The 17,224-nt window shown below is 39.7% G+C and carries 12 protein-coding genes and 1 pseudogene; 8 read left to right on the top strand and 5 right to left on the bottom strand.

What is annotated here, in order from left to right; all coding sequences use genetic code 11:
• Nucleotides 1-297 precede the first annotated feature (297 nt).
• Nucleotides 298-735 (top strand): hypothetical protein, encoded by a 438-nt coding sequence (locus ACM0OS_RS23980; RefSeq protein WP_414545684.1) that lies wholly within the window; start codon nt 298-300, stop codon nt 733-735.
• Between the two features lie 226 nt (nt 736-961).
• On the opposite strand, the gene ACM0OS_RS23975 is transcribed toward ACM0OS_RS23980, so the two are convergent.
• Nucleotides 962-4,093 (bottom strand): hypothetical protein, encoded by a 3,132-nt coding sequence (locus ACM0OS_RS23975; RefSeq protein WP_414545683.1) that lies wholly within the window; start codon nt 4,091-4,093, stop codon nt 962-964.
• Between the two features lie 375 nt (nt 4,094-4,468).
• On the opposite strand from ACM0OS_RS23975, the gene ACM0OS_RS23970 reads away from it, so the two are divergent.
• The 3 genes from ACM0OS_RS23970 to ACM0OS_RS23960 all read left to right on the top strand — a co-directional run bounded on the left by ACM0OS_RS23970 (nt 4,469) and on the right by ACM0OS_RS23960 (nt 8,438).
• A complete protein-coding gene (locus ACM0OS_RS23970) occupies nt 4,469-5,893 on the top strand; it encodes a sensor histidine kinase (protein WP_414545682.1) in 1,425 nt (474 codons plus the stop codon).
• Between the two features lie 637 nt (nt 5,894-6,530).
• Nucleotides 6,531-7,058 (top strand): DUF2267 domain-containing protein, encoded by a 528-nt coding sequence (locus ACM0OS_RS23965; RefSeq protein WP_414545685.1) that lies wholly within the window; start codon nt 6,531-6,533, stop codon nt 7,056-7,058.
• Between the two features lie 444 nt (nt 7,059-7,502).
• Nucleotides 7,503-8,438: a hypothetical protein gene (locus tag ACM0OS_RS23960; RefSeq protein WP_414545681.1), complete on the top strand. Its 936-nt coding sequence runs from the start codon at nt 7,503-7,505 to the stop codon at nt 8,436-8,438.
• Nucleotides 8,439-8,485: 47 nt separating this feature from the next.
• Here the strand turns inward: ACM0OS_RS23960 and ACM0OS_RS23955 are convergent.
• Nucleotides 8,486-8,827, bottom strand: a pseudogene (locus ACM0OS_RS23955) (IS4 family transposase); the annotation flags it as partial.
• A gap of 237 nt (nt 8,828-9,064) precedes the next feature.
• Here ACM0OS_RS23955 and ACM0OS_RS23950 point away from each other — a divergent pair.
• Nucleotides 9,065-9,589 (top strand): hypothetical protein, encoded by a 525-nt coding sequence (locus tag ACM0OS_RS23950; protein ID WP_414545680.1) that lies wholly within the window; start codon nt 9,065-9,067, stop codon nt 9,587-9,589.
• A gap of 163 nt (nt 9,590-9,752) precedes the next feature.
• Here the strand turns inward: ACM0OS_RS23950 and ACM0OS_RS23945 are convergent, their stop codons facing one another.
• Entirely contained in the window at nt 9,753-11,039 is a 1,287-nt protein-coding gene (locus tag ACM0OS_RS23945; protein ID WP_414545679.1) for an APC family permease, read from the bottom strand.
• A gap of 805 nt (nt 11,040-11,844) precedes the next feature.
• Between ACM0OS_RS23945 and ACM0OS_RS23940 the strand changes: the two genes are divergently transcribed.
• The 3 genes from ACM0OS_RS23940 (at nt 11,845) to gshB (ending at nt 14,132) form a co-directional block, all read left to right on the top strand.
• Nucleotides 11,845-12,516 carry a PEP-CTERM sorting domain-containing protein gene (locus ACM0OS_RS23940; protein WP_414545678.1) on the top strand — a complete coding sequence of 224 codons (672 nt, stop codon included), beginning with the start codon at nt 11,845-11,847 and terminating at the stop codon, nt 12,514-12,516.
• 259 nt (nt 12,517-12,775) lie between these two features.
• Nucleotides 12,776-13,045, top strand: coding sequence for a glutaredoxin 3 (gene grxC, locus ACM0OS_RS23935; RefSeq protein ID WP_414545677.1), 270 nt, complete (start codon nt 12,776-12,778; stop codon nt 13,043-13,045).
• Nucleotides 13,046-13,160: 115 nt separating this feature from the next.
• Nucleotides 13,161-14,132 (top strand): glutathione synthase, encoded by a 972-nt coding sequence (gene gshB, locus ACM0OS_RS23930; protein WP_414545676.1) that lies wholly within the window; start codon nt 13,161-13,163, stop codon nt 14,130-14,132.
• Nucleotides 14,133-14,459: 327 nt separating this feature from the next.
• Here gshB and ftsZ read toward each other — a convergent pair whose 3' ends face one another.
• Together ftsZ and ACM0OS_RS23920 are read right to left on the bottom strand one after the other, a co-directional pair.
• On the bottom strand, nt 14,460-15,746 hold the full coding sequence (ftsZ, locus tag ACM0OS_RS23925) for a cell division protein FtsZ (protein ID WP_414545675.1): 1,287 nt from the start codon (nt 15,744-15,746) through the stop codon (nt 14,460-14,462).
• Between the two features lie 374 nt (nt 15,747-16,120).
• Nucleotides 16,121-16,966 (bottom strand): cell division protein FtsQ/DivIB, encoded by an 846-nt coding sequence (locus ACM0OS_RS23920; protein ID WP_414545674.1) that lies wholly within the window; start codon nt 16,964-16,966, stop codon nt 16,121-16,123.
• Nucleotides 16,967-17,224: the final 258 nt, after the last annotated feature.

Raw genomic sequence — 17,224 nt, 5'->3', positions numbered from 1 at the left:
CACAGAAACTGCATGAAAAATTTTGAGCATCTCTCCCACAAAATCAACACCCTACGTTCAATCTATATTTAGGGCTTGCTGAAAAAGTTTTTTCATGGTGATAGGGAACAGTTTTACGCTTGATTAATGAATAAATTCAAAATTCAAAATGAGGAAAATGGGTTAGTGTATCAGCCAATTTAGCTTTGTCAATAATAATACTTAGGCAAAATTTTAAAATGATATTACTCAAAATTTATTTTTCCACTAAAGTATCTCTTTTAAAATACAGATACAAAAATATGAAATTAATGCTCCATGAAAAACCTGTTTTGTCAGCTTTCTGTAAAGTTTCCATTAAGCTTTTGCCTACTAGGGTTAGCAAGTCTAAATAATTTCTTGGTAACACCAGCAAATGCACAGCAAGCGACAGCTCGTGGTTCTGCCACGGTAACGAGACCTTCAGGTAGTTTTACCAGTGTTAATGGTGAAATCATTTTACCTAATGGAATGTTCTTTGATACTGAAGGCGGTTTTTCTTTAAAAGTTTCGCCTACAATTACAAACGCAGGTAGCAATTCAGAACAGATTAATTCTTTATCTTTGACAGTCAATACACCTAAAGGTATGTCACTCAGTAATGTTAATCCTGTTCTGGAAGCAACAGCAGAAGCTATCAGAAATGCACCTACTCTCAGTGATACCGTCAGTTTAATTCGCTCTATTGATATCAATAGCTTGGGAGCATTAGATTAGGGAACGCCAAAATATAAATTATTCGATTGTGTAAGGAGATAAATCCTGCTATTGGTGATGAGCAGGCAAATACCTGCTCTACAGCAAATTTCGGATATTTTTATTGGCAAATTTCTGAAATATTTAGATGTGCAGAAGGGTGCATTTGCTACAAAGCTTTGATTTTTAAACATACTTGTGTCACCAGCTTTCAAGCTTCAACCTAGCATACTAGGTGCGGAAGAACCTAAAACTTATAACCACCTTGAATTCGCAAGTCAAAACCATTTGCACCAGTACCAACTTGAGCTTCTAGAAATACATTATTAAATTGAAAATTGTGTCTACCAATTAATCCATAATTAAACCCAGAAGCTCGGCTACTCAAACCTATATTATTAACACTATAATTTCTTAAGTAAATGCCAGCTGAAAACCGAGGATCAATTCTCTGTAATCCTTCAAAAGTATAAAAAATTTCTTTGCCGATTTCAAAACGTGCCTTTAAATTCAAGCCTTGATTAGTACTAAATTCTCCGTTTAACAATCCCAGTAATTGTCCGTTACTATTGTCTTGAATGAAGGCAATACCAGGAGAAATAGAATAACCTAAATTTCTTTCTTTCCGCTCAAAGTAATAGCTGAGAAACGTCGAGAAAGGATTATTTCTATTAGATGCACTATTCCAATCAATTCTAAAAAATGGCGCATGGGTATTTAGCGCTATAGGCTGGTTCTCAGCATCCAATTCTACATTGGTTTTGATGTAGTTGACTAAAGCATTAGTATATAGACCTAGAGTTGGTTCTGGCAATCCTAAATTATTGTTACCAACGCCTGGCGCTGAATTAGCATTAATATTAAACCAAGATCCTAAACTAGCACTGTAATTAAAATTGCCAGAAGTACCTGCGGCTAAAAATTCAACTGTAGGTAATGAGAGATAACCATTAAATAAATTCCAGTTAAATTTGACATCATCAATTCTAGTCAATTCCATGAAATCAAATGCTAAATCAGCACCACGAGCATTAATAGGTACTGATGTATTATCTGTAGAACTAAATCGCTGGACAATTTGTTCCCCACTAGGATTAGTTAAGATTACTTCTACCGCTGAAGATTCGTTAATAGGTTGAATACCAGTTTGATTTAAAGGAACTGGCACACCAATGTAAGTCAAAGGGCCAAATCTTTGATTAGATAGTTGCAGATCGGAAAAGAATGTATCTCCTTCTTGGACAATCTCAACATCTCTACCAACAAATTGAACTGCTCGTTTATGATTACCAGTTCTAATTTGAAATATTGTAGAATTTTCGGGAGTAATTTTGCCAGGAAATGTATAAGTTCCTGATACCTGCTCTAATCCACTAGCTGAATTAGCGTAACTTAAAGTACGATTGAGCCTTTGATTAATTTGTGATCTTTGAGTAGCCGTTGCAGTTGTTTGTAAAGTATCAAAATTTTCTCCATTTTCAAATTTTTCTAGCGCTGCTTCTAGAGGCTCATCTATTTCGTCAATTTTAATATTCTCAAAAATTGTTCCTAATAATAAACCTAATGTAGAGTTGATACTCTGTACAGTATCGATATCTCCCCGTTTAAAACTAGTTGTTAAAGAAAATCCATAATTAGCAAATATATTAGTGTAAGTAGCACTAATTTCAGTTGGATCATATTGAATGATGGTGCGATTGTGAGGATAGCTGAGAAAAAATCTATACCAGTCGTAAGACCTTTCTTGTTCAGACAATACTCTAAATTGTGGATCTCTTCTACCCAGAGATAACCATAATAAAGAATTTAAATAATGCACATCTCTTTGTTGTTGGCTCAAAAAAGGATTGACTAATAAATTTAATAAATCAATGTTATCAAATTTGCCTTCTTGAGCAATTTTAATCGCAGGGTTGGAACTTATAGGAGCAGTAAAATTAAAACCTTCTCCTGTTAATATATCTCCCCAAAAAATTCCTGCTGATTCTAGTATATTATTAGGAATAATTTGTCCTTCTCTTAATGCTACTTCACCCTCACCTAACAAAGGTTGGAGATTGGTAGTTGGATAGCCTTGGAGGATTTGAGGAGAATTAGTAGCATCTAAGTTGCTAAATAAATCTCCACCACCATCAGGGCTATTAGTGGAAGCACTACCAATATTTCCCGGAACATTTTTGAGTACAGTAACATTCGGATTACTATCATCAATTCCACTATTAATAATGACTGGCCCTGCTGGTATTCCTTCTGGATTAATAATTTGACCAGCGATAGAAATTATAGAAGTACCATTGTCTGTTGTGGCTAATTCCCCATCTAATCTTTGAAAATCTACAGGAATATTGAATACAGCTTGTAAGCCCCAAAATGCTTGACTAGAAGTTACTCGTTGCAGACTTTGAATGTCATTTCCTCTTCCTTGATAGACAATGCCTCCTTGGGAACCTATAGTTTTAATAACTACTCGATTGTTATCAAGCACCCAATAAAACTGATCTTCTTCAGGAAAATTACCATAAGTAAATTTATTAATAATTGGATTATTTCTAGCAAATCTAATATCTACGTCTATATAGTTTTCATTTTCATTGGGCTTGAATAGTTGCGGAGCAAAAGTAAAATTATCTGTAGGGTTGGTAATCCAAGCATATTTAATGGCGCTGACTGTAAGAGAGTCAAGAATAATATTTCTTTGTTGACGTTTTATTTCTGGTATATTCTCTGGCGTTTTTTCTATTTCGGTTTCTTGTTCAATTTGAACGGGGGGTATAGTGATATCTGGGTCATCATCATCTTCTTCTAGTGCTGGTGGTCTGGGAGGTTGAATTTTTTCATCCTCAATAGGAATAATATTAGCTAAAATTAATTTTTGTGTAAATTTTACTCCTGTTATTGAAGGAATTACATACTCTATATCTTGTAACTCAAGAAATTGATTGTAATTATTGGTTATTTCATTTCCTTGATTGATATTTTGAGTAGCTATTGTAAAAGCATCCTCTATTTCTAAATAATTGGCTAATGCTTCTGTTAAATTATGATTTTGAATAATATATTTTGAAAACAATAAATCTGAGTTTAATTTATTGTCGTTATTGATGACTTTGATTGCTTTAAGTCTAGCAGGAAGAGAATATTGAGAGTTATTTTTTTTTTCTAAGTCTTCTAGTGTATCGTTGACTTCAATATTTGGCAAATATATTGGCAAATCATTACTCAAAGTGGGTATCGATTCTGACTGTAATTTATTAGTGCGATCGCTCAAATCTGATGCATTTATCGATGTCTGAGCCACTGTCATTTTTGAAAAAGGTGTTGTCAGAGTTGTAATAAACAATACAAATAAAATAGTTACATGATAGTTGGAGAAATTCATGCTATCTTCCTACATTCTGGAACACTTAATCAGTACTTCTACAGAAAAATTGTGTTATCTTTGTGCAGACAGAATGTAACAGATTTAATTTTTATTCTACCTCGGTAATAACTCTGAACTAATTCCAGGCTGTAATTAATTACTTAAGCAATATCACTTAACTTGATTGTGTGAAATTTAAACAATATTTATTTATAAAAATAATCTGGTTGTTGCAAGAGCGATCGTTTTATACACTGTACATATACTTTCTGTATCAAGAAGAAAAATGTAGAGAAATAATGAAGCGATCGCCCTAAAATTCGCTCTAGAATATTGTATCGATAGTGTTAAATCTTTCTTTAATTAAAAATCTAATTTTCTCTGCATTGCCAAATGTTTCAAGCTACTCGCCGCCGTCTTGCTATCTGGTACACCGCCGTTACTGCTGTCTTACTTCTACTCTTTGCCAGTGGGGTGTATTTATATGTCCGCAGCACATTAATTGAACGTGTTGATGATACCCTCAATCATGTAGTGGAAATAGTCGAGCGCTCTTTGGTAATTGAGCCAGTTGATGCTGATGCTGAACAATTTCGCATTAATGTAGAATCCAGCTTTCGTGATAATGCCGACACTGTAGAAGATGATCACATTGACCTGGAATGGTTTAGTCCCACTGGCGAGTTACTTTGGTCAACCCTATCGGAACCCTTAAATATTCCTATTCACGGTAACCGCCTTGGTGAAACTGTGCGCGTAGTTAAGCAAGAGAGGTGGGGAGATGGAGAGATTCAGGATTCTCCACTTTTACTACGACAGGTGACGCAACGGGTGGAGGTGGGACGGCAAGTATTAGGATATCTGCGTGTCAGTCATCCCTGGTTTGAAGTGACTAAACCTAGCCGCCAGTTGATTATTGATTTGGCGTTGGGGACTTGGTTCATGGTGCTTTCTGTCGCCGCCAGTGGCTGGTTTCTTTCGGGTAAAGCGATGGAACCTGTGGGTGAATCTTACCAACGTCTCAAACAATTTACGGCTGATGCTTCTCACGAACTCAGAAGCCCCATTACATTGATTCAAACTAATGTGCAAGTTGCTTTGGCTGATTTGGAGTTAGCACAGACAGACGTTACCACTTCTGTTAACTATCGGCAACAGTTAAAGGTGGTAGAAAGGCTAACACAGCGCTTGGGTAAGTTAGTTAATGATTTATTATTTTTAGCTAGACAAGATAGTGGTATTAGCAAAGATGTTTTTTCACCTTGTCCCGTGGACGCTTTGCTGATGGAAGTGGTGGAAGAACAACAACTGTTAGCCGTGGAAAAACAAATTAATCTTACTTTTGATTTAATTGATTCTCCCACCTTGGAAGCTAGCCCTGAGTTACTAGAAAATTGGTTCACGCTCATGGGTAAATGGGATCAACTAGTGCGGCTATTTACAAATTTGATTGGTAATGCTTTGCAATACACCCCAAGCGGTGGACAGGTACATGTGGAATTGGTGCGTTTAGAAGGAACCAATCGCATGTCTAAAATACGTTACAGCACAGCCCAGTTGCAAATTAAAGTGAGTGATACTGGTGTGGGTATTCCCACCGAAGCCCTACCACGCTTATTTGATCGCTTTTATCGTGTAGATCCGGCGCGTACCCATAAGACTCGAAATGCAGCTACAGCAAGTTCTACAGGTTCAGGATTAGGACTAGCGATCGCTCACGCTATTGTCGAACATCACCAAGGTCAAATTCAAGTAGAAAGTCATCTTGGCAGAGGTACTACTTTTATTGTCACCTTACCAATAAGTCTTGAGTCTTAATTTTTTATTTACCATTTGTTTCCTCTGACAGATGAAAGTTAACAACTGGACATACTAATTTAAATAGTATCGCGCTTAAATAAAGCTGGAATAAAATTGTTCTCAGATTCAAAATCTAGGAATATCTAAATTAATTTCAATAATGCGGACGCAATTTCTGAAATATCTGTAGGTAGATTTAGTTTGTCTATCTGCTAATTATGAGCGCCAACCAAATATTTCTACTTCTTAATACATCATTGGGTAGTTATATTAAACGCCAGATTTAGCCTGGTGGGGCCAAAAATTGGAGGTTTAAATGCCAATCAGTATTAGAAAAGATATAGCCTATCTTTTACTCAAAAAAATTAATGATACCGGACGAGGAATGCACGAAGTCCGGTTTAATGAAGCAGATTTAGCTGGGCGGAGATTAACACCATCTGAATTTTTAGGTCATTTAGATTATTTGAATCAACGAAATTATATTAATGCTGAGTTTACAGGTAATGCTTACGGTACTCAAAACGATGTCCCTGACTTTATTAATCCACAAGAATTTGACATGAGAATTGCCAATACTTATGGTGCAGAAAACGGGCCATTACCGCATTTGATTACCTTTAAAAAAGCAGAAATCACAAAAAAAGGACAAAAAATGTTAGATAAACTAGAAGCAAATCCTCCAGAGAACTTAAAAGCGGGTGCATCAGTTCCCATTGCTGATAAAGATATGCCTTTCTTAGAAAAGGTGATGGCAAAAAGTGGTCTTAGCGATATTTTCGATGCAAGGGATATCACAGAGGTCGTTTTTCGGGTGATGCGTGACTTGATGACTACCGAAGCTGCTGACAGAGTAGAAGCGGAACTACACGAACCTGCGGAAGCGACTAAAGATAAATCTCTACAAATGGAAATTGCCGAATTATGGCATGATACAAATCCTATTGTCGCATTTTTAAGCCGGGTTCGTCCACCTTGGCAGGGCCCTGGTATCTTTAAAATTGATAGCGATCGCTTTTTGTTTAGAGTAGAAAATGAAGGCGGAATGCCAGGAAATGTCAACCCTGAACAAGTTGTGAAAGCGGTATTTTCTGCCACCAAGGATGAATTATCTTCAGAACGCATCCAGGAAATTGCTAGTTGGTTACCAGATAAGGTGCGTCAACTCTGGGAAGAGGCATAAGCATAAAATCTGGTTCTAACCAGAACAGATAACAAAAATATCCCTGACTTTTTGAAGAAGTCGGGGATCTGAGCATATCGCTATTTGCAATAACAAGCTTTTACATTCTTTATAGTCAATAAGTATTATAAGTCTCTAATTTAGAGTTGGTCTGCACTCTAAATAAGCAATAGTAAATAAATAAAATTAATAATAATTTAATTACCTCATTCCTAGGAATGAAATTTTTAGTGCATTTATTTATTTATTTCAATCCCATAGTTATACAAAACAATTGGCATTAATTGTTAATCTTAAAATATATCATGACAATTTAATTAAACTACCAGCAAAAGGCAAATTAAATATTATTATGCCATGATTCAAATTTATTTCAATTAATTGTTGGTAAACATTTTAAGAACTTTTCAAAACAAGAAAATCAATATTTTTCTGGAGGTCAAAATGAATAGTAACACTCAAAAAATTCTCAAAAATGCTGGATTATTTGGTGCTATATGCGGTGGACTACTAATTAGTGGTCCCGCAATTTCTCAAAGGGCGGTAGCACAACAACCTATGTCCCAACCTACTGGCCAACCTAGTTCCCAGATAAATCCTTGCCCTAGTATTTACTATGAAGAACCACACAATAATCGAGTATTAGTACCACAGGGATGTCCTCCCAATGCCTTCACTCGCAGTCTAGAGGCTCAAGGTACTCTTCCTATTCCTACATCTCCTGTCCCTGCTACTCCTCGATCCAATCAGATTCCACTGGGTGTTGGCGGTGAAGCACCAGTTGCTAGAACTCCCGGAGTCAATCCTTGCCCTAGGGTGTTCTACGAAGAACCACATAATAATCGGGTAGCTGTACCTCAAGGATGTCCACCTAATGCTTTTACTCAACAGCAACAACAACAGCAAGGCATTCCCTCAAGTGAGGCTTTACCTGGAAGTCCACAAACTACAGTAACTCAACCACCCGTACCCCAACAGCAAGGCATTCCTTCCAGCGAGACTTTACCAGCAAGTCCACAAACTACAGTAACTCAACCACCCTTACCAGAACAACAACAAGCGCCCAGCATGACCATCGCCTTGGTTGATGGTAGAGTGAATGTCAAATTAGTGAATGACAGTGGAGCTGAAGTAACTTACCAAGTGATTGGTGATACATCCCCGCGATCGCTCGAAGGCAGATCAGATGCCACACTACAAGGTTTACAAGCGCCAGTCACAATGACGTTCTATCGTAAAGATGGTGGACTGCTGGAAATAACACCCCAACCTTCAGCAGAACGCGGCATGATGGAAGTCCGCTTGAATGAAACAACTGACGTAGCTCAGGATATAAATACAATACAGATTCAAAATGATGGCACTGTGTTGTTGAATTAATCTCACCTAGTTTTGCTACACAAAATATATCCCTCTCCGACGCAAAGCTACGGTGTACACACAAGTAGACTCAGAGCGAGTTTCCAGCCAAAAAAAGTGGATTCAAATTGCTCAAGACCGCGAACCAAAGTAGTAATACCGGGAGGTTTGTGAGACTTGTAACCAGACCAACCACCAAATCGAGCAATAATCCAAGTAGCCCAAGGTAAAGAATGAGGAGGATAGGGATTTTGTTGAAGTAAAGTGTTGCCTTCGACAGTGGGTGCAAGAGTGGATAAACATTGGAGTTGTTCATCATTGAAAGCAACAGTTGCGCTTAAATCAGAATTATCCCGTCCCTGAATCAGTTGTAAAATTCGCACAGCCACAGACAAAGCTAAAATACTCAGCTATTAGTAGAGCCACCTTTCATTCCCGCTTTACGGATTGATGGCTAGTCGCTACCGTAGGGAAAGTGCTTTCAATCCTGCACCTGGATGGTAGGTTTCTCACCTACATTGTCATTCAGTTGTCAGGGTTTATAGCCCTGCGGCTAATCCTTCACAACCCATGCGGGGCTTGATTTCTAGCCAACGAATCGCACTGACCTCACAAAATCGCGTTGCTCCCCTATCAAAGTTGGTTTTATGAATCCTGGGACTACACGCCAAATTTTAGCCAACCCAGTCATTGAAGATTTCCCCCTCGACTATACCCCAGAAGCTTTAAACGAAATTTATCAACTAACATCCGGCCAACCATATTTATTACAACTGGTAGGTTTCCAGCTAGTACGCCAGTACAATGATTTTGTTTTCGAGCAAGGACGTTCCCGTAATCCAGTTTTCACTGTGGAAGATGTGCAAGCGGTCATTCAAGACCCAGTATTTTTTAAACGGGGAAGCGGTTACTTTACTGGGGTTTGGGGACAGGCGGCGCAAGGTGCTGATGGTCAGCAAGTCATATTACACTTACTTGCACCCCATCCAGAAGGTCTAAGTTTGGATGCCTTAACTCAGTCTACAAGTCTGGGTAGTGAAATTATTCAGGCAGCACTGACTACTTTAAAGCGTCACGATGTAGTTGAAGAGATTCAAGGAGACTGGCGGGTTATCGTAGAACTTTTTCGCCGCTGGATTTTGCAAGAAAAACTAGATATCTCAAATCCCTGACGAGTGGGTAAGTGATTACGCAAAATTAAATATATATTGCGATTGCTTCGTTCCTCTCTACGAGACGCTACGCGGTAAGCGCAGCTATGCCCGCTAGGGCTTTACGCAATGACAAGGGTTTGAAGTTTTCCACTACCACTTAATATTTTCATCGCGCAAGTAGTCAAGATACCGCCTGCCGAACCTTATGCCAAATTAACCCAGCCACAATCAGCCCTAAACCCACTTGCCAAATCGCAGAATCTACCCAGAAAGCGAGAAATAAACAAGACAAAAGACCCACCCAACCTATCCATACAGGATAAAGTCGCTCAGATTGAGAAAGTTTTAAGGCAGCTAAATTAGTGACGGCGTAGTAAATTAAGACACTAAAGGCGCTAAATGACCACGTAATTCTCACATTACCTAACAATACCAAAAGAGCGATCGCACCCCCAACGACTATCACAGCCCAGTGTGGTGCAGTTTCTTGTCGATTCAGACGGGCTAAAAATCTGGGGGCATCAGCACGTCGTCCCATTGCTAGTAATACACGAGATAAGCCCAAAATCAAGTTTAATAACACACCCAACATTGCTGTCATCGCCCCAACAGCTAAAACAAAGCCAGCACCCGTGCCTGCAACGCTACGGGCTGCCAATTCCAAGGGAGCTGCCTGTGTTTGTCCTGCGGCTATGCCTAATACATCTACTCCCACAGCCCCAATACCCACTGTTGCCACTGTTATGTAAAGCGTCATCGTGAGTAACAAACAGACAATCATTGCTTTGGGAATCGTCTTTCTGGGGGAACGTGCTTCTTCTCCCATTGTGGCAATACGTCCATAACCTGTGTAGGCGACAAACATTAAGGCACTTGCATGAAGAATAGCCCCAGGGGAACTAGCAAAGAATGGTGTCAAATTGTCAACGCCCACCTCGGCAACACGCGGCAGACAAATAATAATAAAAAATCCTAGAGATAGCAGCGTTATCGAGACAATCAAGGTGTTGGCAACATTAGAACGTCGAATGCCACTTAAAACAATCAACGTCATAATTACTACAATTAAGATTGCTATGGGAACAACCCAATGGGCATTTAACCCCACAATGTTGAGTAAATACCCAGCAAAACCCAAAGCAGCAGTGGCAGCAGAAGCAGTCTTGGCTACCAAGAACATCAAACCCGCAGTAAAGCCAAATGCCGGCGTGAGATATTTATAGCCATATTCATAAGTGCCACCGCTAACTGGATGATTAGCCGCTAACTGGGCGCTATTCAATCCATTACAGGTAGCAACCATTGCCGCAATTGCCACGGCTAAAATTACCGCCGGGCCAGCAATTCCTGTGGCGATACCAATACTGACAAATACCCCCGTACCGATAATTGAGCCTAATCCCATTAAGGTGGCGCCAAACACCCCTAATTCTCGTTTCAGTTGAGGCGGTGGATTACTAACGGACATCTTTGGTATCTCCCTGTTTAGATCATGAAGATGCAGCGCTCATTGCTGAGAATACCATGACCTTTGGCTAGGTTTCAGTGCAGGCGATCGCCCACCTGAATACGGGATTTTTCTCCAGTCTTTATTCATTGTCAAGCGATATGCCATTACAGTCAAAAATGCTATCAATAAATAATCTTTATCTATGTTTCAGTGAAAATAATTACGTAATTACTCTGTCATTTATTCGATATTTTCAATTCTATTAGATGTAAAAAATCTTCAATACAATTGGCTTTTCTCTAGCTGGAAATGGCAAACAAGGTAAGGACTTGTCTCATGTCTCAATATTCAAGGCTACTTACATCACTATTCCTGAAGCTGCTACAATAATTACCCTCTGATTCTGTGCTATGGGTGTACTCAAAGGATTGAAAAAGAAGCCGCTAGTGCAAAGTTAATTTAATTTACAATCAAGTTAAATCAATGATAGAGGTCAAAAATAGCAAATTTAATCGCCCATCATCGATCACAAAAAAATAATTTTTTGCCTTCAGTGTATTTGCGTAAATAACTAGACAATGAAGCCTATCTGTCAGATGAAACTTGACAAAAAGTCTCCACTTGCTTGTGATGTTAGCAAGCAAAAATCATCTAAACAAAAAACAAAGCTTTCTCTCTATATGCACAATCTTTATCTATCACTAACAAGTAATAAAGATTAGATAAATTCAGCTGCGAATGTATTGCTTAGTATCTTTTTTTAAAGCATATTCTAAATAAGTTGTATAACAAGTTACCGAAAGACTCAGGACAGCAAACAACAATGATCAACAAATTTTCTGCTTTATTAGCCTCTGCGGCGATCGCCACAGGTACTGTCGCTACTCTAGCAGTTGCACCCGCTCATGCTGCAAAGATTAAGACTACGACTACGACTACGACTGGCTCATGTTCATTAACAGATGTCACATACAATTCTGGTGTTGCTGCAACTTCTTGTATAGGTGAACTGGAAATTGGTTCCTCAGGTTGGGCTTTTCAGAATGACGTTTTAGGAAATGGTGATCCATTACTGAGTAAATTGAACCAACTGTTTGCAGTTAACTACGATTGGTCTTTTGTTGGTAAAGATGAAACTACAGGTAAATCAGCAACCGCTTTTGATGGTTATTCAGACGCTAAGACAGGAACTTGGAGTGTAACTCAACCTATAAATGGACCATTTGCAATAAGTCTGAAAGCAAGTACAGGATTTTCTGTGTATCTGTTTGAAACCTTTGACAAAGCCATAACGAGCGGAACTTGGGCTACTCTGGGTCTACTTAATAATGGTGGAAAGCAACCGAATTTGTCTCATATCTCCTTATTTACAGCGAGTTATATCCCCCCTCATACTCCTACTCCCAAACCCGTCCCCGAACCAGGTTCTTTAGTAGCTTTAGGTTTAGTGGCTAGTGGAATAGTAATGTCTCGTCGTCGCACCTTGGCTAATTAATAATCCGCAACTGCAATCTTACTGATATCTGAATTGGCAGTGTTAGTGCTAGTGCTTGTAAAGGGTCTTCTATGTGTTTTTTTATGTGTTTTTTGGTGATGCATGAAAATGCATATTTGAATTAATAAATCGAAAGCGGTGCTAGTGCCATCAAGTTATATCTTATGGACAAGCTCCGCCTTATTTATTGATCATAAAGCAGCTAGAGCTAGTAAGAAAGTTCTAAAATTGAGAAGTATTAAATTAACTTGAGAACCCTATGGCTGCCAAAGTCGAAATTTACACTTGGAGTACTTGCCCATTTTGCATCCGTGCCAAAAATTTACTAAACAAGAAAAATGTTGATTTCATCGAATATTGCATCGATGGAGATGAAGCAGAACGAGCTGAAATGGCTCAAAGGGCTAATGGCAAGCGATCGCTACCACAAATTTTTATCAACGATCGCCATATTGGTGGCTGTGATGATATCCATGCTTTAGAGGGTAAGGGCAAGCTAGATGAGCTATTAGTAACAGCATCTAAGTAGCGACAAGATCAAGATTAAACCTTTTTCCCCCAAAAGCAATTGTGAATTGGTCTAATCATCAGGGGATAATCTAAATTGAGTAATCTCAAACTTCCCGGTGATTGAGGCAAACAGCGTGAAACTGGCTTTTATTATTGATCCCATCCATCAGCTTGATCCGTGTCATGATACCAGCGTTGCTTTGATGGAAGCAGCGCAAACCCTAGGACATGAAATTTGGGTGACTCAAGCGAATCTGCTGAGTGTGGTAGATAGCAAAGCTTGGGCGATGTTACAGCAGGTAGAACTCGTCCCAGTGCAGTTGGTTTCAGGACGTTGGATAGCAGCGAATCCTTGGTATAAGTTAAGCACAGGCTGCTTTACCGCTTTAGAAACAATGGACGCTGTATTCATGCGGACAGATCCACCAATCAATGATGCCTACCTTTACGCTACCTATGTTCTCGACTGCATTGACCAACAGAAAACTCTGGTGATTAACAGTCCTAGTGGTATTCGTGGGGCAAATGAAAAAATGTATGCCCTCCAGTTTACAGATGCAATTCCAGAAACCATTGTCAGTGCAGACAAGCAGTTAATTCGGCAATTTCTTGAAGCCAAGGGTGCAGCAATTATCAAACCACTGGGTAACAAAGCTGGGGAAGGGATTTTATTCTTACAACCAGGCGATCGCAATTTCAACTCGATTGTGGAATTAAGTACACTTCGTGGTCGAATACCAGTGATGGTGCAAACCTATTTACCAAAAGCTAAAGAAGGAGACAAGCGAATTATTCTGCTTGATGGAAAACCAATTGGCGCCCTCAACCGCCTTTCTAGTAGTGATGACTTTCGCAATAATATGGCTGCTGGCGGTACAGTTGCTCAAACTGAAATCACTCCTAGAGAGTATGAAATTTGCACCCAAATATCCGCAACTTTACGTAAAGATGGCTTGATTTTTGTGGGTATTGACGTAATTGGTGGCTACCTGACTGAGGTCAATGTCACTAGTCCTACAGGAATTAGGGAAATTGATCGGCTGGATAACACTCACTTAGGCTATCAGGTGATTGAATGGGTTGAGCAAACTCGACAAGTTAAATAAATGACCATAATCTAATTTGTGGGAGTAGAGAGTGAGGGAGTGGGGAGAAATCAGCTTCTCAAGTGATCAATAACTAATAACCAAATCTCTCTACTTACACTTATTGTTGCCAAGCAAGAATTTAGACATCCGAGTCAGTGACTCTTGCCCTTGATTTGCTTGTGTAGATAGCACTGACAAATTCTTTCACCAATTTTCAGCTTCGAGAAAAGCAACAAAATTACTTACCCCTAACTCTGGTGAAACTTTAAAACTAGTAGATTTTATACAGCACCCAGTAAAATTTGAGACTGCAAATTTCATCTAAAAACTTAAATGCCCAGTGAATTAATTCCTTGGGGGTGTACGCCGCCGTTGTAGAAAGTCAGGAATATCTAATCCTGATTTTTCTTTTGGTTCTGCCACTGGTGTGGGAGGGTTAGCTGCTGGAGGTTGTGAAGTGGGTTTCTTAGAGGCAGGGGCTACCCTAGCATTAGCCACATTTTGTGGTTGTGCTGCTTGGATTTCACCTGTAAACCCAGTGGCAATTACAGTAATTCTCACCTCACCTTGAAGTCTGTCGTCAATCACTGCGCCAAAAATAATATTGGCATTGGGATCGACTACTTCATATATTGCTTCGGCAGCAGCATTCACTTCATGTAGGGTGAGGTCGCTACCACCTGTAATATTAAAGACAACTCCTCTAGCACCTTCAATAGAACATTCTAATAATGGTGAAGAGATAGCCGCGATCGCCGCTTCTCTCGCTCTAGATTTCCCAGAACTGACGCCGATCCCCATCAATGCTGATCCCGCATCTGCCATGACAGCTCTGACATCAGCAAAGTCAACGTTAACTAAACCAGGAATTGTAATAATGTCGGAAATACCTTGTACCCCTTGACGTAGCACATCATCTGCATAGCGAAAGGCTTCTTGTACAGGTGTTTGCTCAGGAATTACTTCCAGCAACTTGTTGTTGGGGATAATAATTAGCGTATCTACTCTACTTTTTAGCCCTTCAATACCTTGCTCGGCTTGGGTAGTACGTCGCCGTCCCTCAAACACAAATGGACGTGTGACTACACCAACAGTCAGAGCGCCCATTTCTTTTGCTACTTCTGCAACAATCGGGGCTGCACCAGTTCCCGTACCGCCTCCCATCCCGGCAGTGATAAATACTAAATCAGCACCTTCTAAAGCCGTAGCAATTTCATCCCGTGATTCTTCAGCTGCCTTTTGACCAATGGCAGGATTACCACCCGCTCCCAAACCCCGCGTTAACTTCTGTCCAATTTGCAGCCGACTAGGTGCGCCTGCTAGCGTCAAAGCTTGAGCATCAGTGTTAATTGACCAAAACTCTACTCCAGAGACATCAGACTCAATCATGCGGTTAACGGCATTGCCTCCGCCACCACCGACACCAATTACTTTGATGTTGGCCACTCGACCCGGAACAATCTCGCCAATCCGGCTATTTTCTGTAGACAACTTTTTACTGTCGTGGTTTTGTCCAAAGTTCAGCCCCGAATTATTAAAGGGATTGGTCGAATTAACTGCCAGTGGAAATCCCTGCTGTCCCACAGATTGGGAGTTTTTATAACTAAGCCCTTGGTGATTATCAAGTGTCATTGGATTCAGAAAGGTAGATAAACGACTTTTTTAGGTACTATTCACCTAAGAGTCAACTATAGTTTGACACTGCCAAAATCGATGGCACTGTATCTTTATTGTTATCACGACTGACAACCTTAACAGGATTGACAGTGCGACAGTTTGCTATGGGAGGAGCCTGAATGCAGCTGATTACGCAAAGCGTGGTGCTGGAGGCAATCACACAGCTAATTCTAGAGAAGTATACCTACATTTACTTAAAATTGATCTGTATAACTTCAATGAGATATTAATATTTTCATTACCATGTTGCCGATTTGGCACATTATGACTTCAGCATACCCAATTCCCTCCCACTATTTGTTGTTAATGGTTTAGATTAGCAAATATTTTTAGGGAGTTTGGGATTTAATCTTTTGATTTTTTTGGTTCACATGTACTAATGGAGATTGGGGATTCTTCAAATCAATGTACTCTATCTCACTAGAATCGATTTTTGCAGATAAATATCGCATTTGGGCAAGTACTTTCATCTGTTCAGTAAACTGAGTACTTGGGGCACCAAGATGCACAATTCCTAGTTCTGTTTTCAAAATTAGATTCGTAGGATCTTGTCCATCAATTTCTGTCACGTTCACTGAACTTTGACTCAATGATGCATAAAGTTGACTCCAGTAGGACTGATACTGATCTGGTGAACCAACAACTTTAAGACTCGGTAGTTTGATATTGGGATTGACTAACGTATATTTTTCTAAGGGAATCCAAACTCCGCTAGCATCTAGTAAGCCCAGAGATGCTTGTTGTTTATTCGCATCTGTTTTTGGTGCTGGAGAGGTTTGAGCTATGGCCACAGGGACTCTTTCCTGGATTTCAATGTTTAATCCAGGGGGAAACAGGCGACGACTGACACTCGCTTGGGCAATAGTCGGGTGTTGCTGCAAAGACTTGGCGATCGCAGAAGGTTCAATGCGCCATAAAGACTGAGGATAGGATATCACCAGTAATGACTGCATTGCTTCTTGTGATAGTACTTGATTGCCTGATTTCATGACAATTTGGCTGGGAGCGTTGAGTACCCATATGGGTTGGATTGCTACCCATAGCAAACCTCCTGTCAAACCAGTAATGGCAATTGTGCGCCAAATAGCCTGAATAATTTTCATTTGCCGCTGCCGACGTAATTTCTTACGGCGTTGGGCTAAATCTTTATGCGAAACTGATACTATGCCAGCCATTCAAACCCCTTTTTGGTTTCAGTCTAAGTATTTGGTAGGCTCAGATCATTGATTCATTACAGTAAACCCTGTTGGTATCTATTGACCTCTTTCCTCAAGACTTTTTTTACTTTTAGTAACACCTTCCAGAAACTACACCAATATTCAGGTAACTGTTTTGCAGTGTTTAGTTTAAACCGAATGTAACCTGTTTGGCAGGTAACAGCCTTAGTGGTGCAGAAAAGTCTTGAACCGCTTGTATACCAGGAGTCTGACTGA

Origin of the sequence: Nostoc sp. CCY0012, assembly GCF_963920855.1 — a bacterium.
Classification (GTDB): Bacteria; Cyanobacteriota; Cyanobacteriia; order Cyanobacteriales; family Nostocaceae; genus Cyanocohniella.
This window is presented reverse-complemented; position numbering and strand designations above follow the sequence as displayed.